The organism is Streptomyces kronopolitis, from assembly GCF_050953795.1.
In the GTDB taxonomy this organism is placed as follows: domain Bacteria; phylum Actinomycetota; class Actinomycetes; order Streptomycetales; family Streptomycetaceae; genus Streptomyces; species Streptomyces kronopolitis_A.
On sequence record NZ_CP191850.1, the window covers coordinates 6,976,695 to 6,993,718 of the forward strand.

General features: G+C 73.9%; 16 protein-coding genes. 9 read left to right on the forward strand and 7 right to left on the reverse strand.

Annotated features, from left to right (window positions below):
* Positions 1-37: 37 nt before the first annotated feature.
* Entirely contained in the window at positions 38-634 is a 597-nt protein-coding gene (locus tag ACQP17_RS30760; protein WP_433859210.1) for a TetR/AcrR family transcriptional regulator, read from the reverse strand.
* A 302-nt stretch (positions 635-936) separates the two neighbouring features.
* On the opposite strand from ACQP17_RS30760, the gene ACQP17_RS30765 reads away from it, so the two are divergent.
* The 8 genes from ACQP17_RS30765 (at position 937) to ACQP17_RS30800 (ending at position 8,527) form a co-directional block, all read left to right on the forward strand.
* Positions 937-1,551: a (2Fe-2S)-binding protein gene (locus ACQP17_RS30765; RefSeq protein ID WP_433859211.1), complete on the forward strand. Its 615-nt coding sequence runs from the start codon at positions 937-939 to the stop codon at positions 1,549-1,551.
* Positions 1,548-2,540, forward strand: a complete 993-nt coding sequence (locus tag ACQP17_RS30770; protein ID WP_433859212.1) for an FAD binding domain-containing protein — start codon at positions 1,548-1,550, stop codon at positions 2,538-2,540. Before ACQP17_RS30765 ends, ACQP17_RS30770 begins: the two co-directional genes overlap by 4 nt.
* Positions 2,537-4,678 carry a xanthine dehydrogenase family protein molybdopterin-binding subunit gene (locus ACQP17_RS30775; RefSeq protein ID WP_433859213.1) on the forward strand — a complete coding sequence of 714 codons (2,142 nt, stop codon included), beginning with the start codon at positions 2,537-2,539 and terminating at the stop codon, positions 4,676-4,678. Before ACQP17_RS30770 ends, ACQP17_RS30775 begins: the two co-directional genes overlap by 4 nt.
* 60 nt (positions 4,679-4,738) lie before the next feature.
* A complete protein-coding gene (locus ACQP17_RS30780) occupies positions 4,739-5,896 on the forward strand; it encodes an XdhC family protein (RefSeq protein ID WP_433859214.1) in 1,158 nt (385 codons plus the stop codon).
* A 72-nt stretch (positions 5,897-5,968) separates the two neighbouring features.
* Positions 5,969-6,757, forward strand: a complete 789-nt coding sequence (locus ACQP17_RS30785; RefSeq protein WP_433859215.1) for a DUF72 domain-containing protein — start codon at positions 5,969-5,971, stop codon at positions 6,755-6,757.
* Positions 6,758-6,803: 46 nt separating this feature from the next.
* Positions 6,804-7,070: an acylphosphatase gene (locus ACQP17_RS30790; protein ID WP_433859216.1), complete on the forward strand. Its 267-nt coding sequence runs from the start codon at positions 6,804-6,806 to the stop codon at positions 7,068-7,070.
* An 82-nt stretch (positions 7,071-7,152) separates the two neighbouring features.
* The gene (locus ACQP17_RS30795; RefSeq protein ID WP_433859217.1) at positions 7,153-7,338 is read left to right on the forward strand and encodes a hypothetical protein; all 186 of its coding nucleotides are present in this window, start codon (positions 7,153-7,155) and stop codon (positions 7,336-7,338) included.
* A gap of 40 nt (positions 7,339-7,378) precedes the next feature.
* Positions 7,379-8,527: an amidohydrolase family protein gene (locus ACQP17_RS30800; RefSeq protein ID WP_433859218.1), complete on the forward strand. Its 1,149-nt coding sequence runs from the start codon at positions 7,379-7,381 to the stop codon at positions 8,525-8,527.
* Between the two features lie 129 nt (positions 8,528-8,656).
* Here ACQP17_RS30800 and ACQP17_RS30805 read toward each other — a convergent pair whose 3' ends face one another.
* The 5 genes from ACQP17_RS30805 to ACQP17_RS30825 all read right to left on the reverse strand — a co-directional run bounded on the left by ACQP17_RS30805 (position 8,657) and on the right by ACQP17_RS30825 (position 15,231).
* The gene (locus ACQP17_RS30805; protein WP_433860051.1) at positions 8,657-9,721 is read right to left on the reverse strand and encodes a UDP-N-acetylmuramate dehydrogenase; all 1,065 of its coding nucleotides are present in this window, start codon (positions 9,719-9,721) and stop codon (positions 8,657-8,659) included.
* 113 nt (positions 9,722-9,834) lie between these two features.
* The gene (locus ACQP17_RS30810) at positions 9,835-11,154 is read right to left on the reverse strand and encodes a hypothetical protein (RefSeq protein ID WP_433859219.1); all 1,320 of its coding nucleotides are present in this window, start codon (positions 11,152-11,154) and stop codon (positions 9,835-9,837) included.
* Between the two features lie 236 nt (positions 11,155-11,390).
* Entirely contained in the window at positions 11,391-12,680 is a 1,290-nt protein-coding gene (locus tag ACQP17_RS30815; RefSeq protein ID WP_433859220.1) for an MFS transporter, read from the reverse strand.
* A gap of 374 nt (positions 12,681-13,054) precedes the next feature.
* A complete protein-coding gene (locus ACQP17_RS30820) occupies positions 13,055-14,065 on the reverse strand; it encodes a 2-hydroxyacid dehydrogenase (RefSeq protein WP_433859221.1) in 1,011 nt (336 codons plus the stop codon).
* A complete protein-coding gene (locus ACQP17_RS30825; protein WP_433859222.1) occupies positions 14,062-15,231 on the reverse strand; it encodes a lactate 2-monooxygenase in 1,170 nt (389 codons plus the stop codon). The genes ACQP17_RS30820 and ACQP17_RS30825 overlap by 4 nt, the downstream gene beginning before the upstream one ends.
* Positions 15,232-15,344: 113 nt before the next feature.
* Between ACQP17_RS30825 and ACQP17_RS30830 the strand changes: the two genes are divergently transcribed.
* Positions 15,345-16,508, forward strand: a complete 1,164-nt coding sequence (locus tag ACQP17_RS30830; protein WP_433860052.1) for a PucR family transcriptional regulator — start codon at positions 15,345-15,347, stop codon at positions 16,506-16,508.
* Between the two features lie 18 nt (positions 16,509-16,526).
* On the opposite strand, the gene ACQP17_RS30835 is transcribed toward ACQP17_RS30830, so the two are convergent.
* A complete protein-coding gene (locus tag ACQP17_RS30835) occupies positions 16,527-16,988 on the reverse strand; it encodes a MarR family winged helix-turn-helix transcriptional regulator (RefSeq protein WP_433859223.1) in 462 nt (153 codons plus the stop codon).
* Positions 16,989-17,024 lie beyond the last annotated feature (36 nt).

Below are 17,024 nucleotides of genomic sequence, written 5' to 3' on the forward strand. Positions count from 1 at the left end.
CCCTTCCGGCTGTCACTGTCGGCCCACTAACGGAGCGCTAACGTCCCCTTGTGTCGGACACCCCCGGGGCGCCCGCCCGGAGTCCGTCCATGACGAGGTCCAGTAGGCGGCCGGCGCGGGACTGCCAGTCGCTGTGCGGGTCGATCTGCCAGAGGCCGGCGATGGCGAGGACGAAGTCGTCGGGGGTCACCCCGGGGCGGATGGCGCCGGCTTCCTCGTTGGCCCGCAGGAGCAGGGCGACGGCCGAGGTCACCGGGCCGTGGCCCAGGCCGGCCAGGCTGCCGTGTGCGCTGGTGGCCTTGCGCATGGCGTCGGCCAGGCCCGCCTTGGCCATGGCGTACTGGGCCAGGCGGTCCATCCACTCCCGCAGGGCCTCGTCGGGTGCGCGGTTTTCGAGGAGCTGGGAGGCGGTGTCGGCGACCTGCTGCACCTCGTAGCGGTAGACCTCCAGGACGAGCGACTCGCGGTTGGGGAAGTTCCGGTAGAACGTGCCCTGTCCGACGCCCGCCTTCTTCGCGATCGCGCTCAGCGGGGCGTCCGCCGTCTGCGTCAGCTCCGCCAGTGCCACTTCCAGGATGCGCTCGCGATTCCGTTGCGCGTCCGAGCGCAGGGGCGCGTCCTTCGGCTGCTGCACTCGTCCTCCTTTCGGGAATCACGCAGAATGCGCTCTTGCTAACCGGACAACTGTCCGGTAGCTTCGATGGAGTGGACAGTTGTCCGCTTAGGTCCACCATAGCGGCAGATTCCAAGCGGTAGATACAGCCGGAGCGGGGGAACCGGCGATGTCCTGGACAGTGCTTTTCACGCCGTGCTCGTCGTGATCCCGAGTGGTCGTGATCCCGAGTGAGTGATCGCGAACCGGCGCCGCCCCCGCGAGGGGCCCGTTGCCGCCCGAAGACGCCCGCCGTGCTGACCCACGCGAAAGAAGGCTGAGAGATGGCCCCACCGACGTCCAGCGCCATCACACTGCACATCAACGGCGAGAAGCACACGCTGCCCGTCGACCACCGCACCACCCTGCTCGACGCGCTCCGTGAGCAGCTCGATCTGACCGGCACGAAGAAGGGCTGTGACCAAGGGCAGTGCGGTGCCTGCACGGTGCTGCTCGACGGGCGCCGGGCGGTGTCCTGTCTCCAGCTCGCGGTTGCCGCCGAGGGGCGCGCGATCACCACCATCGAGGGCGTGGCGGACGGCGAGCGACTGCATCCGGTGCAGCAGGCGTTCCTGGACCTCGACGGCTATCAGTGCGGCTACTGCACGCCGGGGCAGATCTGTTCGGCCCTCGCGGTGATCGAGGAGCATGCGGCGGGCTGGCCCAGCGCCGCGACCGCCGACGTACGACCCGAGACGGGCGTGCCGGAGCTCAGCGCCGAGGAGATCCGGGAGCGGATGAGCGGCAATCTCTGCCGCTGCGGCGCGTATGTGTCGATAGTCCAGGCGGTCGCCCGCGCGGCAGGGGAGACCAGCCGACCGGGCGCCGCGCCGGAGCCGTGGCGGGCCGGCGATCCGGTCGAGGCCGGCGCCCGGTCGGAAGGAGAGGCGGTCGCATGAGGGAATTCGACTACCGGCGGGCGAGCGACGTCCGGGGGACGGTCGCGCTGCTCGCCGCCGACCCCCGGGCGCGCCTCCTGGGCGGCGGTACCAATCTCGTCGATCTGATGAAGACCGGGGTGGAGCGGCCCGCGCTGCTCATCGACGTCCAGGACCTCCCCCTCGACCGGATCGAGGTCACGGCGGACGACGCCCTGCACATCGGGGCGACGGTCACCAACAGCGATCTCGCCGCCCATCCGGAGGTCCGGCGCCGCTGTCCGGCGCTGGCGCAGGCCGTGCTGTCCGGCGCCTCCGGCCAGCTGCGCAACATGGCCACGGTCGGCGGCAATCTGCTGCAGCGCACGCGCTGCGGCTACTTCACCGACCCGGCCGCGCCGTGCAACAAGCGTGTCCCCGGCAGCGGCTGCCCGGCCATCGGGGGCGAGCACCACAACCACGCCATCCTCGGTGCCTCCGCGCACTGTGTCGCCGTCCACCCCTCGGACATGGCCGTGGCGCTCGCCGCCTTCGACGCCGTCGTCACCTACGAAACGGCGGACGGACCGGGGGAGTTGCCCTTGGCGGAGTTCTATCTCCCGGTGGGGCGCACCCCGCATCAGGAGACCGCGCTGCCGTCCGGCGCGCTGATCACCGGACTGCGGCTCCCGCCGGCTCCGGTCGCCGCCCTCTCCCGCTACCGCAAGGTGCGCGAGCGTGCCTCGTTCGCCTTCGCGATCGGCTCGCTCGCCGCCGCCCTCGACGTCCGTGACGGCACGGTCCACGAGGTCCGGCTCGCCTTCGGCGCGGTGGCGTCCCGGCCGTGGCGGGCCCGGGCCGCCGAGCGGGCGCTGACCGGGGGGCCGGCGAGCGCCGAGGCGTTCGCCGCCGCCGCGGACGCCGAGCTGGCGGCCGCCGAGGTTCTGCCCCACAACGGCTACAAGGTGACGCTGCTGCGCAACCTCGTCGTCGCCGTGCTGACCGAGCTGACCGAGGAGGCCGCCCGATGACCACGACGACCACGGGAACCCCCGCGGTGACGGGGGCCGTCGGCGCCGCCCGTATCCGCCTGGAGGGCCTGGCCAAGGTCACCGGCGCGGCCCGGTACGCGGGCGAGATCCCGTTCGCCGAACTCGCCCATGGCTGGCTGGTGTTGTCCACCATCGCCCGCGGCCGCATCCGCGCGGTGGAGGACGCCCCCGTGTTGGCGATGCCCGGCGTGCTCGCCGTCCTCCACCACGGCAACGCCCCGCGCGTCGACGGCGACTACACCGGCCCCCTGGGCGCCCCCGACCCGGTCCTCCAGGTCTTCCAGCACGACCGGGTGCCCTACGTGGGCTGGCCGGTGGCGCTGGTCGTCGCCGAAACCCCCGAGCAGGCGAGGGAGGCCGCCGAGGCGCTCGAGGTCCGCTACGACCAAGAGCCGCACGAGGCCGTGTTCTCCGCCGGGCATCCCGACAGGTACACACCCCAGGGCTCCGAGCCCCCGGCGGAGACGGAGAAGGGCGACCTGGCGGCCGCACTCGCCGCGTCCGCCGTGGTGGTGGACGCGCAGTACACCACCCCCGAGGAGCACCACCATCCGATGGAGCCGCACGCGGCGACGGCGCGCTGGGAGGGGGGCCGGCTGGAGGTCGTCGACTCCAACCAGGGCAGCGCGTTCGTCGCCCAGGAACTCGCACACCTCTTCTCGCTGGACCCGGCCTCGGTACGGGTGCGGTCCGAGCACGTCGGCGGCGGCTTCGGGTCCAAGGCCACCCGCCCGAACCAAGTGCTCGCCGCCATGGCGGCCACCGTCCTCCAGCGCCCGGTCAGAGTCGTCCTGACGCGTCGGCAGATGTTCTCGCTCATCGGCTACCGCAGTCCCACCGCGCAGCGGATCAGGCTCGGCGCCGACGCCGACGGACGGCTGCGCGCCTTCGCGCACCACGCCGAGAGCGTCACCTCGACGGTGCGTGAATTCATCGAGCGCAGCGCCGACATGGGGCGGGTGATGTACGACGCCGACGCGCACCACACCGTCAATCAGGTCGTCGCGCTCGATGTGCCGACCCCGAGCTGGATGCGGGCGCCGGGCGAGGCGCCGGGCTCGTTCGCCCTGGAGTCCGCGCTCGACGAACTCGCCGAGAAGTGCGGAATGGACCCGATCGCGCTGCGGGCCCGCAACGAGCCGGAGACCGGGCCCGTCTCCGGCCTCCCGTTCAGCGGCCGCCAGTTGCAGGCCTGCTTCCGGGAGGGTGCCCGCAGATTCGGCTGGGCGGACCGCGACCCGCGCCCCGGCCGGCGGCGCGACGGCCGCTGGCTGCTCGGCACCGGCACCGCCGCCTCGCAGTTCCCCTCCCGCGCCGCCCCGTCCACGGCGGCGGTGACGGCGGAGGCGGACGGCGATTTCACCGTGCGGATCACCGCGGCGGACATCGGCACCGGCGCGCGTACCGCACTGACCCTGGTGGCCGCGGACGCGCTGCGGGTGCCGCCGGAGCGCATCCGGATGCGGATCGCGGACAGCGACTTCGGCCCGGCGATGATCGCCGGCGGCTCGATGGGCACCCGCTCCTGGTCCTGGGCGGTGATGGCCGCGGCGGGCGAACTGCGCGAGAAGCTCGCCCTGGGCGGCGCGATTCCGCCGCAGGGGATCACGGTCCGGTCGGACACCAGCGCGGCGATCGCCGCGCTGGCGGCCACCGAACGGCACGCCTTCGGCGCGCAGTTCGCCGAGGTCGCCGTGGACGTCGCAAGCGGGGAGGTCCGTGTGCGCCGGATGCTCGGCATCTTCGCCGCCGGCCGGATCGTCAATCCGCTGACCGCCCGCAGCCAGTTCATCGGCGGCATGATCTGGGGACTGTCCATGGCGCTGCACGAGGAGGCGGTCCGCGACCGGGCCTCGGGCGCCCCCGTCGGCGCCGACCTCGCGGGCTATCACGTCGCCGCGCACGCCGACGTGCCTCCCATCGAGGCGGACTGGGTCGACGACCCGGACGAGAGCGATCCGGTCGGCATCAAGGGGATCGGTGAGATCGGAGTCGTCGGCGGTGCGGCGGCGATCGCCAACGCGGTCTGGCACGCGACCGGGGTACGCCACCGGGACCTGCCGATCCGCCCCGACCGCGTCCTGCGGGCGGGAGACGGGAGCCGCCCCGGCACCTGACCCCGTACGGACCCGCGCGGTGCCACGCCCCGCCGCCCCACGAATCACGAGGAGACCACGATGCTGGACATCGCCGACGAGCTGACCCGATGGGTCGACGAGGGCCGGGACTTCGCCGTGGCCACCGTCGTGGCCGTCGCCGGCAGCGCCCCGCGCCGGCCCGGTGCCGCCCTCGCCGTCGACGGCCGGGGCACGGCCGTCGGCTCGGTCTCCGGCGGCTGTGTGGAGGCGGCGGTGTACGACCTGTGCGTCCAGGCGCTCCGGGACGGCGCGACGTTGCGCGAACGGTTCGGCTACAGCGCGGAGGACGCCTTCGCGGTGGGACTGACCTGCGGTGGCGAGATCGAGGTCCTGATCACGCCGGTGCCGGCGGCCGCGCCGGACCGGAGCGTGTGGGCGGCGGCGCTGGCGGCCGCAGCCCGGGGCACGGCGGCGGCCCTCGCCCGGGTCGTCCGGGGCCCGTCCGGACTCCTCGGCAGACCGCTGCTGGTCCACCCGGACGGATCGTACGAGGGCGCGCTCGGCGGGAGTCCGGAGCTGGACCGCGCGGCGGCGGAGCAGGCCCGCGCCCTGCTGGACGCCGGGCACACCGGCGAGTGCGAGGTCACGGAGGGCGGAGCACGCTGCGGGTCGGCCGTGACGCTGTTCGTCGAGTCGAGCGCACCACCGCCCCGCATGATCATCTTCGGTGCGGTGGACTTCGCCGCGGCGCTGGTGCGCGCCGGCAGGTTCCTCGGCTACCACGTGACCGTGTGCGACGCCCGCCCCGTCTTCACCACCCGGGCCCGTTTCCCCGAGGCCGACGACCTCGTGGTCGAGTGGCCGCATCGCTACCTCCAGCGCACCGCCACCGACGGCCGCACGGTGCTGTGCGTGCTCACCCACGACGCCAAGTTCGACATACCCCTGCTGGAGGCGGCGCTGCGACTGCCGGTCGCGTTCGTCGGCGCGATGGGCTCACGCCGTACCCACGAGGACCGCAACCGCCGGCTCCGCGCGGCCGGCCTCACCACTGCCGAACTCGCCCGGCTCCACTCGCCGATCGGCCTCGACCTGGGCGCCCGCACGCCCGAGGAGACCGCCCTGTCCATCGCGGCGGAGATCGTCGCGGCCCGCCGCGGCGGCACGGGCATCCCGCTGACCGGCCTGCGGACACCGATCCACCGTGCCGCGGAGACGGGAGGTACCGGCGCCGCCGGGGCGCCTGCCGCGGCCTGAGTGCTGCCCGGCCGCCGGCGCCGTGCGGGGGCGGTTGGTACGCCCGGGCCCCGGCCGGGCAGGGATGCGTACATGACCGTCCTCGTCGGCACCTCCGGCTGGCAGTACAGGGACTGGCGCACCGTCCTCTACCCGCCCGACCGCCCGCAACGGCTGTGGCTGGAGGAGTACGCGCGGCACTTCGCCACCGTCGAGAGCAACGCCGCCTTCTACCGGCTGCCCGAGGAGAAGACCTTCGCCGACTGGCGGGCGCGGACCCCCGACGGCTTCGTGCTGGCCGTCAAGGCGAGCCGCTACCTCACCCACATCAAGCGGCTGCGCGACCCCGCGGAGCCGGTCGCCCGGCTGATGTCGCGGGCCGCCGCCCTCGGCCCCCGGCTCGGCCCCGTCCTGCTCCAACTGCCGCCCACGCTGGCCGCGGACGCCCGCCTGCTGGACACCTGCCTGGGCTGCTTCCCCGCCGGCACCCGGGTGGCGGTCGAACCCCGCCACCCCTCGTGGTGGACCGCGGAGATCCGGGCGGTGCTGGAACGGCGGGGCGCCGCGCTGTGCTGGGCCGACCGCCGCTCCCGGCCCGTGACGCCCCTCTGGCGGACCGCCGACTGGGGGTATCTCCGCTTCCACGGCGGCCGCGCGCACCCCTCGCCGCGCTACGGTCGGCAGGCGCTCGGCAGCTGGGTTGGGCGGATCACCGACACCTGGCCGGACCGGGCGGACATCCATGTGTACTTCAACAACGACACCCACGGCGCGGCCGTCCTGGACGCCGCACACTTCGGCCGGGCCGTCGCGGCCGCCGGACGCGCCGTCAGCCGCACACCGGCCGGGCGCGGCGCCGCGCTCCGGCCACCGGGCCGGTAGCCGTCCGCGCGGGTGACGCCGGGCGAGGAAGCGAGGTGAGCGACGGATGATCCGCAGACACGTGGTGGTCTCCGGGACGGTGCAGGGGGTGTTCTTCCGCGACTCCTGCCGGCAGCTGGCGGTCGAGCACGCCGTGGCCGGCTGGGTCGGCAACCGCCCGGACGGCACGGTGGAGGCCGTGTTCGAGGGGACGCCGGAGCGGGTGGCGACGCTGCTGGACTGGGTGCGCGAAGGCCCGCCGCTGGCGAGCGTCGACACCGTGACCGTCCAGGAGGAGGAACCGGAGGGCCTGACGGGCTTCGAGGTCCGCTAGCGGGCCGCAGGCGCGGGCACGGCCGGTGTTCGGGGCCGGGTGTCACGATCGTTGCGTCAAGCAGTGCGGAGAAGGGACGCGGATGGCCGACCGGGCCGGTAAGCACAGCGATCGTGCGAAGGGTGACACGGGGCCGGAGCCGGCCGGTCATGACGCCGGCCCGGAGGCCACCGTGGCCGAGCGGGTGCGGCGTGCGGAGGGCGGGTTGTCCCCCGCCGAGCGGAAGCTCGCGCGGGCGCTGACCGCCAACTGCCCGGCGGCCGGGTAGGAGGGTCCCGACGACGCCGCACGCATTCGAAAGGTCCGCAATGTCTACTGAACCACTCCTCGCGGAACTCGATCGGCTCCCCCTGGTGGACCACCACGTCCACGGCGCCCTCCGCCACGACGCCGACCGCTCCGCCCTGGAGCAGATGTTCACCGAGTCCGATCGCCCGGTCCCGTCGTGGATGACCCAGTTCGACTCGCAGCTCGGCTTCGCCGTCCGCCGCTGGTGCGCCCCGGTCCTGGGCCTCGCACCGCACGCCGACCCCGAGACCTATGTGGCCCGGCGCACCGAACTCGGCACCGACGAGGTCAACCGCAGACTGCTCGCCGCCTCCGGCATCGGCCACTATCTGCTGGAGACCGGCTACAAGGGCGAGGCCATCCTCGGCCCCCCGGGCATGGCGGCCGCCTCCGGGCGCCCCGTCGACGAGGTGGTGCGCCTGGAAACCGTGCTGGAGGACGTGGCGCGCGCCGGTGTCACCGCCGCCGAACTCCCCGACCGGTTCCGGGAATCCCTGGCCACCCGCTCGGCTGCCGCGGTCGGCCTCAAAAGCATCGTCGCCTACCGCCACGGCTTCGACTTCGACCCCGCCCGCCCCGACGACCACGAGGTGACCGCCGCGGCAGGCGCCTGGCTCGCCGAGTGCGAAGCCACCGGCACCGTCCGCGTCAGCCACCCGGTGCTGCTGCGCTTCGCCCTGTGGTGCGGCGTCGACCGCGGGCTGCCGATCCAGCTGCACGCCGGCTACGGCGACCCGGACGTCGAACTCCACCGCTGCGACCCGCTGTTGCTCACCCGGTTCATCAAGAACGTGGAGCCGCACGGCACCGACCTGCTGCTGTTGCACTGCTACCCCTTCCAGCGCAACGCGGGCTACCTCGCCCAGGTCTTCCCGCACGTGTACTTCGACGTCGGCCTCGGCATCAACTACACCGGCATGCGCTCCGACGCCGTCATCGCCGAGTCACTGGAACTCGCCCCCTTCGCCAAGATCCTCTTCTCCTCCGACGCCTGGGGACCGTCGGAACTGCACCATCTCGGCGCCCTGTTGTGGCGCCGCGGCATGGCCCGGACGCTCTCCCCATGGATCGACAGCGGCGAGTGGGACCTCGGTGACGCCCTCAAGGTGGTGCGCATGATCGGCCACGACAACGCCCGCCGCGTCTACCGGCTGGAGGACCGGGCATGACCGTCCACCACCCGTCCGACCTGGCTGCCGCGCTCGACGAGGAACTGCCGGCCGCCGCGGCGCTGCGCCACCGGCCTCTGGCGAGTCGGTGCGCGACGACGTTCGAGCCGTGCCCGGTCGGCGCGGCCCTCAGAGGAGGTCGATCTCCGAGGTCAGCCGTACCCCGGTGCGGCGCAGCACCTGCCGGAACACGATGTCGATCGCCTCGGTGAAGGCGGCGGCGCTCGCGCCCTCGTCCGCCACCAGCGTGTAGTGCAGCGAGGACAGCCGCACGCCCGGCACGACCGGGCTGCGCAGCGCGAACCCGGCCCGCCGGATGAGCCAGCTCGCACTGACCCGCACCGAGCCGTCCGGGAAGTGGTTCACCGGAGCGTTCTGCGCCCGCAGGCCCTCGGCCTGGGCGGGGGAGATCTCGGGGCTGAGGAACACACTGCCCACCGACCGGTCGTCGGTGCCGCTGCACCCCAGCACCATGCCCTTGCTCCGCCGCACGCTCAGCACCGCCTGCGCCACCTCCTCCAGGGGGACCCGGCTGCCCACCGGCACATCGAGCGCGGCGGCGACCGGACGGTAGCCGACCGGCGCGCTCAGTTCGGACCGGCGCAGCGCGAAGACCAGACGCAGCAGCGTCCAGCGGCGGGAGCGCTTGAAGACGCTGGTGCGATGGCCCAGCCCGCACGCCGCGGCGTCGAGGGTGACCATGCGGCCCGACGCCCAGTCCCACGCGGTCACTTCCACCAGGCTGTCGGCGGTCTCCTGACCGTAGGCACCGACGTTCTGGACCGGCGTGGCGCCGGTGGTCCCGGGGATGCCCACCAGCATCTCCATCCCCGTGAGGCCCTCGGCGATGGTCATGTCGACCAGGTCGGAGAGCAGATGACCGGCCTGCACCTCGACCAGCACCCGTCCGTCCGCCGTGCTCCCCGTCATCCGTACGCCCTTGGTGCTCATCCGCAGCACGGCGCCGTCGCAGCCGGCATCACTGACCAGCACATTGCTGCCCTCGCCGAGGCAGACCGGCGCGCCGGGCAGAGTGTCGGCCAGCGCGACGAACTCGGGGAAGTCCGCGGGGTCGTGCAGCTCCATCAGGGCCGCGGCCGGTCCTCCGATGCCCAGCGTCGTCATCGGGGCAAGCGGTACCGCGTGAGTGACTCGCATAGGGTCCTGTTTCTCCTGGATTCCGTTCCGTGTCAGAGGGGTGCCCGGGGCGGGAGGGCGGCGGGGCGCCCGCGCTCAGTCCGCCCCGTAAGGGCTCCGCGCCCGCGCAGGGGCACTGTATGCGGGGGCCGCCGGCCCGCCGAAGGCGGTCATGGCGCCAGGCCCTGGCGCGGCGGCGGGGTCGGGTCCGCGTGCAGCAGATCGTCCGCCCGCCGCACGATGTCGCGGGCCACCGTGCTGTCGTAGCGCAGAAACCTGCGGCGCAGGTTCATCAGCCGGGTGTGGGCGCGCTGCGAGGTGACGGTCCCGGTCAGCGCCAGCGCGTCCGCGGTGGCCTGTGCCGCACCGTCGAGTTCACAGCGCGCGAGCCGGGCCTCGGCCAGCGAGGCGCTGTGCAGCAGCAGGTTGCGCGGCTGGCTGCCCCGGAGCATGTCGATCCCGCGGGTCAGATGGGTCTCCGCCCGCTGCGGGCGCCCCAGCTCCAGCCAGGCCCGCCCGGCGTCGGCCACCATGACCGCGGGCGTGAGCCAGTACGCCCACGGCGGCTCGCACGAGGGCCGCCCGGACCGGCTCAGTTCGGCGGCCTCCTCCAGTGCGCGTTGACAGCCCGCCTCGTCGCCCAGGCTCGCGTGGGCGCGGGCCTCCCGGGTGGCCAGCAGCGCCTGGCCGATGCCCATCTCCTCGCGCGCCGTCCCCTTACGGGCGATGCGGATCAGGCGCAGCGCCTCCTCCGCCCGCCCGGCCCACGCGGCGCGGTAGCTCATGCAGGAGATGATGTACGCGGCGAGCGGCCGGTCACCGGCGGTGCGTGCGGCGTCCAGCGCGGTCAGAAAGCGGGAGGTGCTCAGCGCGTCCATGCCCTGGTCGGCGGTCAGCCACGCGGTGAGCTGGCCGAGTTCGGCGATGATGCGGTGCAGCTGGAGACCGGTCGCGGCGTCGTAGGCGTATTTGGCGGCCAGTTTCTGCGCCCACTGCAGGTCCGCGAGTGCCCAGTCCAGTACGAGCCCGCCGGCGGCGCTGTCGTCGAGCTGCCGCAGCTGCTGGATCCGGACGGTCAGCATGCCCACCGCGGCCTCGGGGACCTCCTCCCCGCGGTGGCGCGAGGGCGGCGGGGCGTCGTCGGTCACCAGCCAGTCCACCGAGGCCGTCAACGGGTCCTGGGCGGTGGGCCGGGGGAGGGGCGGCACGGGCTGCCGCAGGGTGGGGCCCTGGGGGAGCGGCGGGGAGCCGGCCGGGAAGTGCTGGGGCCACAGCGCCTCGACCGCTATCGGCTCACCGAGCTGCTCGGAGAGGATCGTGGCGACGATGTGGGGGAGGCGGCGGCGGGGGCAGGCGCCCTTCAGCCAGTTGTAGGGGGCCTTGCTGCTGATGGTGCCGCTGCCGCAGCGTCTGTTGATCTCCCGGGCCAGCCGCTCCGGCGGCCAGGATAATCGCGCCAGACACGAGCCCAGGACGGAGACCGCACTCATCGGCGCACGCCCCCGGCCGGTGCCGGTGACGGCCGGGCAGGCCCCGCGACGGGCCCGGACAGGGGCCGGACCGGGCCGACGGTGTGCCTCACTGCCTTCCACGCTCCCCTGCCAGAAACTGCCGGACGCTACTAGGGATGCCCCCGGGCGGGATACGGAATCTGTGACGGCAACCACAGCTCCTGCCTGCTGGTCGCATCTGCACATGACGGGCAGGTGGCCGCCGCCGCGCGTCCTCAGACGCGGTCCAACTGCCGGGCCGGCGGGGCCGCGTCCGGCACCGGGGAGGGGTACAGCGCCCACCAGTAGAGCGCGACGCCGACGGCCAGGACGGCGACCGCGCACACGAAGGGCGCCTCGAAGGATCCGGTCACCTGCGCCAGCCAGCCCGTGAGCAGCACCCCGCCGGCGGTGGCCGCCGTGTTGAGGAAGTTCATCAGTCCGCTGACCGCCCCCACCGTCCCCGGCGGCGCGAGCAGCCCGGGCAGGCTCCAGGCGACGGGCGCGGCGACCGCCAGCCCGGCGAGGGAGGCGGACATCCAGCACACCGCGACGACGGGCGATGTCGCGCTCCCCGCGGCGCCGATCGTCGCGCCGAGTGCCAGCCCGCAGGTCAGCACCGTCCGGCGCACCCGCCACGGGTGCCGCCCCCGGCGCACCAGCCGGTCCACCAGCCAGCCGCCGAAGGCCAGTTCGGCCACCGTGGCCACCGCCCACGGAATCATCGAATACAGACCGGACTGCAACAGCCGCACGTGGAACTGCCGCTGGAGGAACTCGGGCATCCAGGTCAGCACGATGTTGATGGTGTAGCCGTAGCAGGCGAAGCCGCAGCACAGGATCCAGATCCGGCCGGAGCGCAGGGCCGTGCGGAACTGCCGGGCGCCGCCCCGGTCGGTGTCCCGCGCCCCGCCCCGGAGGATGAACTCCCGCTCGGCCGGGCGCAGGGAGCGCAGCGCGGACGGGTCCCGGTAGCCCCACCACCACACGGCCGTGAACAGCGCACTGACCACGGCGGTGAACAGGAACCCGGCCCGCCAGCCCCACTCGCTCATCACGAACGCCAGCACCGGGAACGCCACCATGTTGGCGAGCTTGGTGGCGCCGTCGAACATCGCGGTGGCCATCCCGCGCTCGCCGACGGGGAACCAGGCGGCGGTCGCCTTGGAGGCGCCGACCATCGACGGCCCCTCGGCCACCCCGAGCAGCAGCCGGGCCGCGATGAGCGGGCCGACCCCGCCGGCCACCGCGGTCAGCAGACCGGCGACGGCCCAGAGCGCGGAGGCGATCCGGGTGAGCCGGGAGACGCCCAGGAGGTCCACGAGCATGCCGGCGGGTAACTGGACCAGGCAGTACGACCAGGTGAAGGCGGAGAGCACCACCCCGAGTTGCCCGACGTCCAGCCCGAAGTCGGCGGCGATCGAGGAGCTCGCCACCGAGAGCGCCGTGCGGTCGAGGAAGTTGACGACGATGCCGCCGGCCAGCAGCCCGCCGATCGCCCAACGGGTGCGTCCACGGGGTTCCACGTGCGTGCGTCCGCCTTTCCTGGTGCGGCCGTCGCCGAGCGCGGACCGGCCGCGGATGTCCGGGCCGGGCGTCCCGCCGGCGGCCGCGGCGGTCCGGTGGGGGCCGGCCGGACGCCCGGGCCGGCCGGCGGGAGGCCCGTTTTCCGGGGGCGGACGCTACACCCGTCGCACGCCCGGCAGCTCCGGGCTGTCGTGAAATGGCGGTGGCGGGGAGGCGGGACGCCGCCGCATCGCCCCGCCGAGGTGGCCGGCACCGCTCCCCGGCAGAATCGAACAATGGCCGAAAGGTGGGGCAGAGCCTTGGGGAAGGCTTGTGAAGTCCCGTGATTCGCACGGGGCTTCACACACCTCGGACACGCTCTGCCCGAGCACTCTCAGGAGACGACGTCCCGCAGCGGCTTGCCCGCCAGATGGTCGATCACGTTCTGCACGGCGGCCAGCGCGATGCGCACCAGCGTCTCGCGGGTGACGCCCGCGACATGCGGGGAGAGGACCACGTTCGGGGCCTTGAGCAGACGCAGCGCTGCGGTGGGCGGCTCGGGGTCGAAGACGTCGAGACCGGCGCCGGCGAGGGCACCGGCCTCCAGCGCGTCCGCGAGGGCGTCCTGGTCGACGAGGGCGCCGCGGGCGGTGTTGATGACGAACGCGGTCGGCTTGAGGAGGGCGAGGCGCTCCGCGTCGAGGAGGTGGCGGGTGTGCTCGGTGAGCGGGGCGTGCAGGCTGATGTAGTCGGCGGTGCGCAGCAGTTCGTCGACGCTCAGATGGCGGGCGCCGCCGAAGCGGGCCTCGTCCTCGGGGGCGAGCGGCCTCGGCCCGGCGTAGACGATGTCCATGTCGAACGCGACCGCGCGCCGGGCCACCTCCGCACCGATCTGGCCGAGTCCGATGATGCCGAGGGTCTTGCCGGACAGTTCGGTGAGGGACTGCTGGAGGCGGGGCAGCGCCCAGTCGGCCTCCACCAGCGCGGTGTGCGCCGGGACCAGCTGTTTGGCCAGGGCGAGCATCAGGGCGAAGGTCTGCTCGGCCACGTTCTGCTTCTCGGCGCCGCTGGAGCCGATGGTGCAGACCGGGATGCCGCGTGAGCGGGCCGCGTCCAGATCGACGTAGTCGAAGCCGTGGCTGGCGCACTGGACGAGCTCCAGGTCCGGCGCCGCGGCGAGGTGGGCTGCGGTGACCGGGCTCAGTCCGGTGATCAGGATCTGGGCGTCGCGCAGCGCCGCCGGGTCCTCCTCGGCCGTTTCGACGACGGTGACCCGGGCCTGCCCGGGGAACAGGCCGGTCAGCGCGGCTCCGGCGGTGCGGCCGCCGACATGCGGGGAGACGACGGCAAGGACGTGCTTCACGGGCCCGGGCCCGGTGGCGGCCGGATCTGCGGTGGGGGTCATGCGGACTCCTCCAGGAGGTCGTCGGCGGTCAGGGAGGTGGGGCGGGAGTGCCCGGACAGGGCGAGCGTCAGGTCGAACTCGGCGAGCAGACAGCGGATCACGTGCTCCACGCCGGCCTGGCCGTCGAGGCCGAGCCCATAGGCGTAAGGGCGGCCCACCAGCACCGACTTCGCGCCCAGGGCCAGGGCCTTGACGATGTCGTCGCCGGTGCGGATCCCGCTGTCGAACAGGACGGTCAGCCGGTCCCCGGCGGCCTTCGCCACCCGGGGCAGCGCGTCGGCGGCGGCGACGGAGCCCGCGACCTGGCGGCCACCGTGGTTGGAGACCACCACCCCGTCCATCCCGGCCTCGGCGGCCAGCAGCGCGTCCTGCGGGTGCAGGACGCCCTTGAGCACGATCGGGCCGTCCCAGTTCTCGCGCAGGAACGCCAGGTCCGGCCAGGTCTTGCCGGGGTCGGCGAACATCCCCACGAAGTGCAGCACGGCCGCGTCGGGGTCCTCGTGCACCGGCTTGGCGAGCCCGGCCGTGAACGCCGGGTCGGTGAAGTAGTTGGCGGTGCCCACGCCGTGCAGGAACGGCAGGTACGCCTGGTCCAGATCGCGCGGCCGCCAGGCCAGGAGCGGGGTGTCGAGGGTGACGAACAGCGCGGTGAAGCCCGCCGTCTTCGCCCGCCGCAGAAAGCTCCGGGTCACCTCCCGGTCCTTGGCCCAGTACAGCTGGAACCACCGCTCCCCGTCAGCCATCGCCGCGGCGACCTCTTCCATGGAGGTGCTGGAGGCGGAGGACAGGATGTACGGCACGCCCTGCGCCGCGGCGGCCCGGGCGGCGGCGGGCTCGGCGTCCGGATGCATGAGGGACAGCACGCCCACCGGCGCCAGCGCGAGCGGCGCGGGCAGCGACCGGCCCAGCACCTCCACGGACAGCTCGCGTTCGGCCACGTCCCGGAGCATCCGCGGGACGATCCGCCGGCGGTCCAGCGCGGCGCGGTTGGCCGCGGCGGTGCTGCCGGTGCCCGCGCTGCCGGCCACATAGCCGACCGGTCCGGGCCCCAGCCGCCGCTCGGTCAGCTCCTCCAGCCGCGACAGATCGGTGGGCAGCCGTGGGACCGCGCCCGTCATCCCGCGCAGATAGATCTCGTACTGGAAGTCCGCCCAGTGCTTCGCCATCCGACCGTTCCGCCTCTCGTCGCCGAAACCCCGTTCCCCCGCGATCCTGGCGACAGTGACAAGAGCCGTCCACCACGGTGCGCACAACGCGCGGCTGACATCATCACCCTGTGATGAAGGAACGGGAGCGCATCCGGCAGCGGCTGACCGCCTCCCCGCGCGTGGTCGCCTCGATCGTCTCCGCGGTGCGCGCGCAGGTGCCGGCCTACGCGGTGCTCGACGACAGCCGGCTCCACGAGGTCCGGGCCATCGCCGCCTGGGCGCTGGAGCGGATGCTCGAACTGTGGGCCACCGACGGCGCCCTCACCCCGGCCGATCTCCGGCGGTTCCGCGGGATCGCGGCGGCGCGGGCCGCGGACGGCCGCCCGGTGCAGGCGGTCCTGCGGGCCTACCGGGTCGCGGCGACGGTCCTCACGGACGAGGTCGCGGCCACGACGCCCGCCCCGGACGCGCCCGATGCCTTCGCCTTCGTCCGGATGGCGCTGACCACCCTGGACCTGCTCTCCGAGGAGATGGTCACGGCGTACACGGCCGCCAGCGAGGACCTCGCCGGGGACCGCGACCGGGCGCTGCGGCTGCTCCTCGACGATCTGATCGCCGGCCGGCACGCCTCGCTCGGCGCGCTGACCGACCGGGCCGCCCGGCTGGGCCGCCACCTCCCGGACCCGTACTGCCTGTTGGTCGCCGAACCGGTCGGGGCGGACGGCCCGCCGGTGACGCAGGAGGCGGCCCTCGGGCTGCTGGCCGCGCTCGACGGTCCCGGCCACGACGCCACCGCGCTGGCGACGGTGCGCGCCTCGCGCCTCGTCCTGCTGCTGCCCGCCGCGGCCGGCGCGGCCGCGGCCGGGGCGCTGCGGGAGCGTGGCCTGCGGGGGTGCGCGATCACGGGGGAGAGCCAGGAGCGGATCGCCGTCGCCTACCGGCTCGCGGCCGACGCCCTGGACACGGCGCCCGCGCACGCCCACCATCCGGCGCGGGTGCTGACGGACGGCGACGCACAGGTGCTCGCCCTGCTCGGCGGCCGTCCCGCCGCCGCCCCCGAGCAGATCAGCCGGCTGATCCTCGGCCCGCTCGCCGAGCCGGGCCGAGGCCCTCTCCTGGAGGCGCTGACGACCTACCTCGATACGGGTTCCGCGAACGCCGCCGCCCGTCGGCTCGGCCTGCACCCGCAGTCGCTGCGCTACCGGCTGCGCCGCATAGCCGACCTCACCCTGCGCGATCCACGGGATTCCTGGCAGCGGCTGACCCTGGACATCGCCCGCACCATCGGCCACTGATTCCCCGGCGCGCGGCCGCTACCCGTCCTTGTTGGCCTTCAGCTTCTTCCACACGGTGCCCAGCGCTTCGAGGTCCTCCTGGTCGAGGAGGTCGGTGAACACCGGCGCCAGACAGCTGCGGCGGGTGGCATCGGCCTCCGTGAAGAGCTGATGGCCCGCCGGCGTGAGGGACACCTCGACGGAGCGGGCGTCCCGCGCCGAGGGGGTGCGGACGACCAGCCCGCGGCCCTGGAGCGCGTCGACCACGCGGGAGACCTGGCTGCGGCTGAGCATGGTGCTGTTGCCGAGCACCGAGGCCGGGACCGGGTCCGGGCTGGAGGCGAGCCAGAGCATCACCTCGAACCAGGAGACCGGCAGGTCATGGGCCTTGGTCAGCGCGCGGTCCACGCGTTCGGTGAGCACGGTTCCGGCCCAGACCAGTCCGTAGAAGGCGTAGTCGGCCTCGGGCATCTCGGTCTGGGTGAGCTTCCTCTTCGCCATGCCGGTAAGACTACCGGTTGCGTGTACGCACACATA

Bases quoted from the DNA above. Each gene is read 5' to 3' on its own strand.
- ACQP17_RS30820 (WP_433859221.1), bottom strand. From the start codon at position 14,065: ATGACCCCCACCGCAGATCCGGCCGCCACCGGGCCCGGGCCCGTGAAG.
- ACQP17_RS30825 (WP_433859222.1), bottom strand. From the start codon at position 15,231: ATGGCGAAGCACTGGGCGGACTTCCAGTACGAGATCTATCTGCGCGGG.
- ACQP17_RS30795 (WP_433859217.1), top strand. From the start codon at position 7,153: ATGGCCGACCGGGCCGGTAAGCACAGCGATCGTGCGAAGGGTGACACG.
- ACQP17_RS30790 (WP_433859216.1), top strand. From the start codon at position 6,804: ATGATCCGCAGACACGTGGTGGTCTCCGGGACGGTGCAGGGGGTGTTC.
- ACQP17_RS30800 (WP_433859218.1), top strand. From the start codon at position 7,379: ATGTCTACTGAACCACTCCTCGCGGAACTCGATCGGCTCCCCCTGGTG.
- ACQP17_RS30785 (WP_433859215.1), top strand. From the start codon at position 5,969: ATGACCGTCCTCGTCGGCACCTCCGGCTGGCAGTACAGGGACTGGCGC.
- ACQP17_RS30770 (WP_433859212.1), top strand. From the start codon at position 1,548: ATGAGGGAATTCGACTACCGGCGGGCGAGCGACGTCCGGGGGACGGTC.
- ACQP17_RS30780 (WP_433859214.1), top strand. From the start codon at position 4,739: ATGCTGGACATCGCCGACGAGCTGACCCGATGGGTCGACGAGGGCCGG.
- ACQP17_RS30765 (WP_433859211.1), top strand. From the start codon at position 937: ATGGCCCCACCGACGTCCAGCGCCATCACACTGCACATCAACGGCGAG.
- ACQP17_RS30775 (WP_433859213.1), top strand. From the start codon at position 2,537: ATGACCACGACGACCACGGGAACCCCCGCGGTGACGGGGGCCGTCGGC.
- ACQP17_RS30835 (WP_433859223.1), bottom strand. From the start codon at position 16,988: ATGGCGAAGAGGAAGCTCACCCAGACCGAGATGCCCGAGGCCGACTAC.
- ACQP17_RS30830 (WP_433860052.1), top strand. From the start codon at position 15,345: ATGAAGGAACGGGAGCGCATCCGGCAGCGGCTGACCGCCTCCCCGCGC.
- ACQP17_RS30810 (WP_433859219.1), bottom strand. From the start codon at position 11,154: ATGAGTGCGGTCTCCGTCCTGGGCTCGTGTCTGGCGCGATTATCCTGG.